5 protein-coding genes, 1 pseudogene and 1 riboswitch are annotated in these 8806 nt (G+C 73.0%); all 6 genes and pseudogenes read right to left on the bottom strand.

Annotation, left to right across the window (positions count from 1 at the left end; genetic code table 11):
* A pseudogene (locus tag DW296_RS03780) lies at positions 1 to 713 on the bottom strand (N-acetyl-gamma-glutamyl-phosphate reductase); the annotation flags it as partial.
* 239 nt (positions 714 to 952) lie between these two features.
* On the bottom strand, positions 953 to 3100 hold the full coding sequence (locus tag DW296_RS03775; protein WP_136051143.1) for a bifunctional hydroxymethylpyrimidine kinase/phosphomethylpyrimidine kinase: 2148 nt from the start codon (positions 3098 to 3100) through the stop codon (positions 953 to 955).
* On the bottom strand, positions 3097 to 3945 hold the full coding sequence (gene thiM / locus DW296_RS03770; protein WP_136051142.1) for a hydroxyethylthiazole kinase: 849 nt from the start codon (positions 3943 to 3945) through the stop codon (positions 3097 to 3099). Before thiM ends, DW296_RS03775 begins: the two co-directional genes overlap by 4 nt.
* Positions 3937 to 4030: riboswitch (TPP riboswitch) on the bottom strand. Its footprint overlaps the gene before it by 9 nt.
* A gap of 7 nt (positions 4031 to 4037) precedes the next feature.
* Complete coding sequence (locus tag DW296_RS03765) at positions 4038 to 5009, bottom strand: NAD-dependent epimerase/dehydratase family protein (protein ID WP_136051141.1); 972 nt, start codon at positions 5007 to 5009, stop codon at positions 4038 to 4040.
* 237 nt (positions 5010 to 5246) lie between these two features.
* Complete coding sequence (gene pheT, locus DW296_RS03760; protein ID WP_136051140.1) at positions 5247 to 7751, bottom strand: phenylalanine--tRNA ligase subunit beta; 2505 nt, start codon at positions 7749 to 7751, stop codon at positions 5247 to 5249.
* Positions 7751 to 8791, bottom strand: a complete 1041-nt coding sequence (gene pheS, locus DW296_RS03755) for a phenylalanine--tRNA ligase subunit alpha (protein WP_025105270.1) — start codon at positions 8789 to 8791, stop codon at positions 7751 to 7753. Before pheS ends, pheT begins: the two co-directional genes overlap by 1 nt.
* Positions 8792 to 8806 lie beyond the last annotated feature (15 nt).

Raw genomic sequence — 8806 nt, 5'->3', positions numbered from 1 at the left:
TGGGTCCCTGAGCCTGTCGAAGGGCCTGAGCCTGTCGAAGGGCGGGCGGCGGCGAGCGCCTGCCGGATCTCCGGGATGTGGCGGTGCGTGCCGCCGACGGCATAGGGGTTCGCAGAGCCGAGGATCTCGCTGGCGAGGAGGTTCGTCTTCAGGCTCTTGCCCGCCCCGGACGGGCCGACGGCCAGGACGGAGACGATGTCGCCAGGGTCGATCACGCCGGCCGCGACACCGGGGGCGAGGCTCAGGCTCACCGTGGAGGCGTTGCATCCCGGTGCGGCGATCCGCGTCGCGCTGCGGAGTGCCTCGCGCTGCTTACCGGCTCCGACGAGGAGCTCGGGCACGCCGTACGTCCACGGCTCGTGGAACGCCCCGCCGTAGAACGCGTCCCACTCCGCGGAGGAGGTGAGCCGGTGGTCGGCTCCCGCGTCGATCACCAGCGGGGTGTCGCCGAGGGCGTCCGTGTACTGCCCGGACTGGCCGTGCGGAAGGGCCAGGAACACGATGTCGTGTCCGGCGAGGACTTCCGGCGTGGTGTCCTGCAGCGTGAGGTGGGCGAGCGAGCGGAGGTGCGGCTGGTGGGCGACGAGAGGCTGTCCGGCGTTCGAGTGCGCCGTGACGGTGCGGATCTCGACGTCGGGGTGAGCGGCCAGGAGGCGCAGGATCTCGCCGCCTGCGTAGCCGGAGGCGCCGGAGACGGCGACGGAATACGTCATGCTTCTACCTTAACGGTCGGGTCCTCGACGATCTCGGGACCGGGGGCGGGGCCGGAGGCGGCGACACCGGCACTCGACCGCCGCGCGGACGCAGGCAGAAGGGCGGGGTCGCCTAGAATCGGCGGCCGCGACGTCGGCGCACGGCGATGACGCTCGGGACGAGCGTCGAAGGAGCGGTGGCGACCGAAGGCATGCGGCGACGATAGCGCGGGCGCATTCGGCACCGCAAATCCGGGGCGTCACACGACAGCGTGCGCGACCGGCGCGGCGAAGAAGGCGCGTTCGTGGGCGCTCGAGGTGAGGAAGGCGCGCCGCATCCGTTCCCGGCCGGCGTCGTCGGCCCTCGCGGCCGCGGCGGCGACGTGCGCGACGGCCTGTCGGGTGGCCACCGCGAAGGCCGGATCCGCGTAGGTCGCGAGCCACGACGCGTAGGGATGCCGGGGGTCGCGCGGTGCCGCGCCGAACGCTCCGGCATGGAGCCGCTCCCCCAGGTCGGTGTAGAGCCAGAAGCACGGCAGCACGGCCGCGATCAGTGCGGCGTAGTCGCCGCCGAACGCGACGGCCCGCAGATGGTCGAGGTAGGCGACCGTCGCGGGGGCGGGCTCGGTCGCGAAGGTGGCGCCGCTCACCCCGGTCTCCGGTGTCAGCCACGACGCGTGCAGCTCCAGCTCTCCGCGGATCGCTCCGTGCGCGGCGTCGCCCCAGAACGCCTGCTCGTCGGGGGTCGGGGCGAGGCAGGACGCCTCCGCGAGCACTCGGGCGTACTCACGGAGGTAGAGGGCATCCTGCGCGAGGTAGAAGACGAAGGCGTCGCGGTCGAGAGTCCCCTCGGCGAGCGCGCGCACGAAGGGCAGCGCATCGATGTCGCGGCGGATCGCGGCGGTCTCCTCCCACCAGGCCGCGGCCACCTCCTCCGGCGTCGGCCGGGTCTCGACCCCGCCGCGCGCCCAGAGCCCCGCGAGGTGATGGATCGGGCCGTGTCCTCGCCCGACGTCCAGGTCGTCCGCCGCGCGGAGGGACTCCCGCAGCCAGGCGCGCGCGGCGCGGACCGCGGTCGCCGGATCGTCGCCCCTCGCCAGTCGTGTCGCGAGAGCCGCGGACAGCGAGCAGCCGGTCCCGTGGGTGTTCTCCGTCATGATGCGTGCCCCGGGGAACTCCACGCGCTCTCCCGCCACAGCATCGATCAGGGCGTCCGGCGCCTCGTCCCCTGGCAGGTGACCGCCCTTCACGAGCGCCGCGGTCCCCGTGGCGGCCGACAGCTCCCGCGCCGCGGCGAGCGCGTCCGCCCAGTCCGCCACCTCGCGACCGACGAGCACCGCGAGCTCGGCGAGGTTCGGGGTGACCACGGTCGCCAGAGGCAGCAGGTCCCGGAGCTCCCGCTCCGCCTCGGCGTGGAGCAGCCGGTCCCCCGAGGTCGCGATCATGACCGGGTCGAGCACGACGATCGGGGGCTGCGTCGCCCGGAGCCACGCGGCGACCGTCCGGATCACCTCGACGTCCGCGAGCATGCCGATCTTCACGGCGTCGATGCGGATGTCCTCGGCGACGGCCTCGAGCTGCGCGCGCAGGAACTCCGCGGGAGGGACGTGCACGGCGCGGACGCCCTGCGTGTTCTGGGCGGTCAGAGCCGTGAGGGCGGCCATGCCGTAGCCCCCGTGCGCGGCGATCGCCTTGAGGTCGGCCTGGATGCCCGCGCCGCCGGACGGATCGCTGCCGGCGATGCTGAGCACATGCGGCACCGCCCGCCCCAGCCACCGCCGACGGAAGGCCGCGGCGGCGGCCCGCGGATCCTCTGCCGCGCACAGCGCCGAGACCACCGCGATCCCTGCCGCACCGGCCTCGCGCAGCGCCGCCGTGTCGTCGAGGTCCACCCCGCCGATGGCGACGCACGGCAGCGCACTGCGCGCGGCGAACGCGGCGAAGCCGTCGATGCCGAGCGGGTCCGGATGGTCGGGCTTCGTGCGCGTGGGGCGGATCACGCCGACCCCGAGGTAGTCGACCGTGCCGGGCGGCAGCGCGGTCACGGCATCGAGATGGGCAGGGGTGTTCGCCGTGAGCCCGATCAGCGCCTCCGGGCCGAGCAGCTCGCGCGCGCGGAGCACCGAGGCATCCGCCTGGCCGAGGTGCACCCCGTCCACCCTGGCACCGCGGCGACGGGCCTCGACGGCCGCATCGAGGCGATCGTTCACGACGAGCAGCGCACGACCGTCGATGGCCGCGGACAGGGCGAGGAGCTGCACGACGGTCTCCTCGTCCGTCGCCTCCTTGTCGCGGAGCTGCACGATGCGGACCCCACCCGCCACGGCCTCGCGGACGGTCTCCACCACCCCCCGAGCGCCGCACAGCGACCGATCGGTGACGAGGTAGAGGGACAGGTCGACGGTCATCGGGCCCCCTCCTCGACGCGGGCGCGGGCACGGAGGTCCCCCGGAGTCACGGCGGACAGGGCGTCGAGCAGTCCGACGGCGAAGCTGCCCGGTCCGCGGGCGGTCTCCGCCGCCTGCTCGGCCGCGACCGTGTAGACGAGGGTCGCCGCGGCCACCGTCGTTAGTGCATCGGTCCCGGTACCGCGGGACGCCCCGAGGAAGGCCGCCATCACCGCGCCCAGCGCGCAGCCGCCGCCGGTCACCCGCTTGAGCAGCTCGTGCCCGTTAGCGATGCGGATCACCCGCTTCCCGTCGGTGAGGAGGTCGACCGGACCGGAGACGGCGACCACGGAGCCGTGCCGGTCGGCGAGCTCCCGCGCCGCCGCTGCTGCCGCCTCGGTCCCGTCCGTCGCGTCGACACCGCGGCCGCCGCTGCTGTGTCCGGCCAGCGCGAGGATCTCCGATGCGTTGCCGCGGATGGCGGTGGGGCGCAGCGCGACCAGCTCGTGGGCCAGGGCCGTCCGCACCGGGAGGGTGCCGATCGCGACGGGATCGAGCACCCACGGCGTGCCGGCGGCGTGCGCTCCCGCCACGGCCTCCCTGCCCGCCTCCCGCTGCTCCGGGGTCGGCGTCCCGAGATTGATGAGGAGCCCCGAGGCGGCAGCGGCGAACGGCTCGGCCTCGCCGACGATGTCGACCATGGCCGGCGCCGCCCCGAGCGCCAGCAGCACGTTGGCGGTGAACCCCGTCACGACGGCGTTCGTGATGCAGTGCGTCAACGGCGGCGTAGCCCTGACCTCCTCCCGCAGCCTTCCCGCCGTGACGGCGAGGTCGAGGACGGATTGCGGACGCACAGGATCGCTCATGGGCGACATCCCTTCGCTAGTACGAACTAGATCAGGTTCGACGGGTGTGATCTCAGCCGCGGATGCGGCACCCCGTGTCACTGCCTCGCAGTCTAGCGAGCGAGGGCGTCGAGCAGCGCCCGCTCCTCCGTCCGTGTGAGTCCGGCGCGCCGCTCCCGGTCCACGCCCCGTTCGCGCTCGTCCGCCACGACGCGCTCCACCGTCTCGTCGAGGGAGCGGAGCGTGCCTCCGCTGCGGCGATACCGCGCGTTCGAGCGGGTCATGAATCCGCTCATCTCGGGCGGCAGCCACAGCGGCAGCGACCGCGGTCCCGCCCAGTACGCGACGCCTTCCGCGACGAGACGGTCCTCCGTGCCGACGACGAGCGGCCCGGTGTGCCCGGTGGCCGCGCGCACGGTCCGGAGCACGTCCCCCAGCTCGCGCACGTCGCCGATCGCGTTCACGGCACCGGTGACGGTGGCGGACACGACGAAGGCGGCGACGTCCTCGACGTCGATGACCTGCGCTGTGCGCCCTTCCAGCGGCGGGAGCAGCACCGGCTCGTCCAACGCCCGGAGGAACGCCGCCGCCCAGTAGCCGAAGCGATCGCTGGGGTCGCCGCCGCCGACGATGAGGCCGGGACGGACGAGGAGCGCGCGGTCGCCAAGGCTCGCCTGCACGGCATCCTCCGCCGCGACCTTCTGTCGCGCGTAGTCGTCGTCCTCACCGGCCTGCGCCGCCGGGTGCCGCGGTGCCGACTCGTCGGTCCCGACCGTCTCGTCGTCGCGGTAGACCGACATCGACGACACGTACGTCCACCGGGCGGCACGGTCGCCGAGTGCGCGGACCGCCCCGGAGACGTGATCGGCGCGGGAGGAGACGTCGACGACGTGGTCCCAATCGGTGCGCGAGACGACGTCGTAGGCGGCCTCCTCATCTCTGTCCGCCAGCACGAGGGTCGCTCCCGGCGGCGCCGGGCGTCCCCCGCGGGCCAGGCAGGTCACGGTCGCCCCCGCCCCGAGCGCATGCGCGGCGATGCGCCCCGACAGCCATCCGGTTCCCCCGAGGATCAGCACATCCGTCATGTGCCCATGTCATCAGGATCGACGACCCGGGGGAAGGGCCTCCGCTCAGAGCGGAGCGGCAGGACAGGCCACCACGCGAGTACAGGCCGTCACGCAAGTACAGGCCACCACGCGAGTACAGGCATCACGCGAGTACAGGTCACCACGCGAGTACAGGCTGTGGGTGCTGCTGTCGCCTAGTGCCGCGCGAACGCCTGCTGCCGCGCGGCCACCCGAGGAAGCCGCGCGGCATTAGGATCAGTCGCGGAGGGCGGCGCCGAAGCGCTCCGCGGCGACGGCGACGCCCGCCATCTTCGCCTCGGAGGCCTCCGCGGCGGTCAGCGTGCGGTCCTCGGCGCGGAAACGCAGGGCGAACGTCAGCGACTTCGATCCCTCGGGCACGCCCTCGCCGCGGTAGTCGTCCACGAGCCGGACCGACTCCAGCAGTGCACCCGCGCCCTCGGCGAGAGCAGCGCGGACCGCGCCTGCCGGCACCTCGGCCGGGAGCGTGAGCGAGACGTCCTGCGTTGCGGCCGGGAACGTGGAGAGCGACGCCGCCACGATGCGTCCTCCGGCGAGCGTGAGCAGCCGGTCGAGGTCCAGCTCCAGCACGGTGGCGCGACCCGGCAGATCGGCCTCCTCGGCGACGGCGGGATGCAGCTCGCCGACGTAGCCGACCTCCTCGCCGGCGGCGACGAGCGCACCGGTGCGTCCGGGGTGGAGCGCGGCGCGCTGCGTCTGCACGACGTCGATCTCGATGCCCGCGGCGGCCCCGATCACGCGGACCGCGTCGAGCGCCTCGACGAGCCCGGCGGCTTCGGCGGCACGACCCGGCTGACGCGGCGACACGTTGCCGGTCAGCAGCACCGCGACGTGGCGTTCCTGCGGCGGGATGGAGGCGTCGAGCGCGGCGAGCACTTCATCCGACGGCCGGACGCCGAGCGGCGGGACCTCGGCGGTGCCGTATTCCACGCCGGGCTCCGGGACGAACACGGCGCCCGTCTCGAACAGCGCGAGATCGGTGAGCCCGCGCGAGATGTTGCGGTGCGCGGTCTGCAGCAGACCGGGGATGAGCGAGCGCCGCAGGAACGGCACCTGCCCGTCGAGCGGGTTCGCGAGGCGGATGCTGGGCAGGTGCTCACCGGACGCGGAGCCGTGCAGATCGTTCTGTGCCTCGGTCGTGAACGGGAACGCCGGGGTCTCGACGAACCCGGCGGCGGCGAGGGCATTCACCACGCGGCGGCGCCCCTGCTGATGTGCCGTGAGACCGCGGCCGGACGGCGGCGTCGGCAGCACCGAGGGGATGCGGTCGAGTCCGTGGATGCGGGCGACCTCCTCGGCGAGCGTCCACTTGTCGGTGAGGTCCGGGCGCCACGTCGGCGGGATGACCGTCCAGCCGTTCTCCGCCGCGGTGACCTCCGCCCCGATCGTCGTCAGCGCGCCGGTGATCTCGTCGTCGGTGTAGTCGACGCCGATCAGCCCCTGCACGAAGCCGCGCGGGAGCTCGATCTCGGCGACGAAGACCTCCGCGAAGAGCGCTCCGCCCTCCTCCGTGAGCGTGCCGCCGGCGAGCTCGACCATGAGGTCGGCTGCGCGCCGGGCCGCGACGAAGGGGATCAGCGGGTCGACGCCCCGCTCGAAGCGCTTGGACGCCTCGCTCGGGAGCTTGTGACGGCGGGCCGTGCGGGCGATGGTCGTCGCGTCGAAGGTCGCCGCCTCGATGAGCACGTTCCGCGTGGTGTCGCTCATCTCGGTGGTGCCGCCGCCCATGACACCGGCGAGGCCGATGGGACCGGAGTCGTCGGTGATGAGGAGGTCCTCGACGTGCAGCTTCCGCTCCACGCCGTCGAGCGTGGTCATCTTCTCCCCCGGCGTCGCGCGCCGGACGGTGATGCCGCCCGTGAGCTTGTCGAGGTCGTAGCCGTGCAGCGGCTGGCCGAGCTCGAGCATGACGTAGTTCGTGATGTCGATGAGCACGCCCAGCGACCGCATGCCGGCGAGGCTCAGGCGCGCGATCATCCACGGCGGAGTGGGCCGCGACGGATCGACGTCGCGCACGACCCGGGTGACGAACTCGCTCGCACCGACCTTGCCGCGCACCGGTGCCTGGTCGTCGACCACGGCCGTGTGTCCGGAACCGGGCTGCAGCTCGGCGAAGTCGCGCTCGGCGGGGTCGCGGAAGGCCGCCCCCGTGGCGTGGGAGTACTCGCGGGCGACGCCGCGCACCGAGAACGCGTAGCCGCGGTCCGGCGTGACGTTGATCTCCACCGCGACGTCGTCGAGGCCCAGCAGCGCGATCGCGTCCGTACCCACGGGCGCATCGATGCCGAGGTCGCTCAGCACGACGATGCCGTTGTGCTCGTCGCCGAGACCCAGCTCGCGCGCGGAGGCGATCATGCCGTCCGACACGTGACCGTAGGTCTTGCGGGCGGCGATGGGGAACGGCCCGGGAAGCACGGCGCCGGGCAGGGTCACGACGACCTTGTCCCCGACGGCGAAGTTGTGCGCGCCGCAGACGATCCCACGGACGCCGCCGTGCTCGGGACCGACGTCGACCTGGCACCAGTTGATCGTCTTGCCGTTCGACTGGGGCTCCGGCTCGAGCGAGACGACCTGGCCGACCACCACGGGACCCGTGATGTCGAAGCGGTGCACGTCCTCCTCTTCGAAGCCGACGGTCACCAGCGCCGCGAGGACGTCCTCGGGCGTGGCATCCGCTGCCAGATCGACGTACTCACGCAGCCACGAAAGCGGGACGCGCATCACACCACCATCCCGTACTGCTCGCTGAAACGGACATCACCCTCGGCCATGTCGCGCATGTCCTGCACATCGCTGCGGAACATCAGCCCCCGCTCGATGCCCATGCCGAACGCGAAGCCGCTGTACACCTCCGGGTCGATCCCGGCCGCGCGCAGCACGTTCGGGTTGACCATGCCGCACCCGCCCCACTCGATCCAGCGCGCGCCGCCCTTGAAGGTCGGGTGCCACAGGTCGAGCTCGGCGGAGGGCTCGGTGAAGGGGAAGTAGTTCGTGCGGAAGCGGGTCTTGGCCTCCGGGCCGAAGAGCTGCTTCGCGAAGTGGTCGAGCGTGCCCTTGAGGTGCGCCATCGTGATGCCCTTGTCGACGACCAGGCCCTCGAACTGCGTGAAGACCGGGAGGTGCGTGGCGTCGAACTCGTCGGTGCGGTACACGCGGCCAGGGCACAGCACGTAGATGGGGACCTCGCGGTTCAGCATCGACCGCACCTGCACCGGGCTCGTGTGCGTGCGCATGACGAGGTGGCGCGAGGTCGGGTCGACGTAGAAGGTGTCCTGCTCCTGGCGAGCGGGGTGATCGACGTCGAAGTTCAGCGCGTCGAAGTTGAACCACTCGTGCTCGAGCTCCGGCCCCTCCGCGATCTCCCACCCCATGCCGACGAAGATGTCCTCGACATGGTCCTGCAGGAGAGCGAGCGGGTGCCGGGCGCCCACACGCGTCCGCGACGGGACGGCGGTGATGTCGACGCGCTCGGCCTCCAGGCGCGCGGCGACCTCGGCGGCGGCCAGCTCGGCCTCCTTCGCCGCGAGCGCCTGGTTCACACGACCGCGGCCCTGACCGACGAGCTTGCCGAACGCGGCCTTGTTCTCGGGGGCGACCTGGCGCATCGAGGCGTTCAGGACCGCGAGCGGCGATCCCTCCGCGACGTGCGCCGCACGGGCGGCTTTCAGCGCGGCGGTGTCGGCGGCCGCATCGATCGCCGCGAGGGCGTCGGCGACAGCGGCTTCGACCGCTTCGGGGGTGATTTCCGGAGACTCTGACACGGGAGTCGAGTCTAC

It is taken from the genome of Microbacterium sp. K36, from assembly GCF_004794355.1.
In the GTDB taxonomy this organism is placed as follows: domain Bacteria; phylum Actinomycetota; class Actinomycetes; order Actinomycetales; family Microbacteriaceae; genus Microbacterium; species Microbacterium paraoxydans_D.
This window is presented reverse-complemented; position numbering and strand designations above follow the sequence as displayed.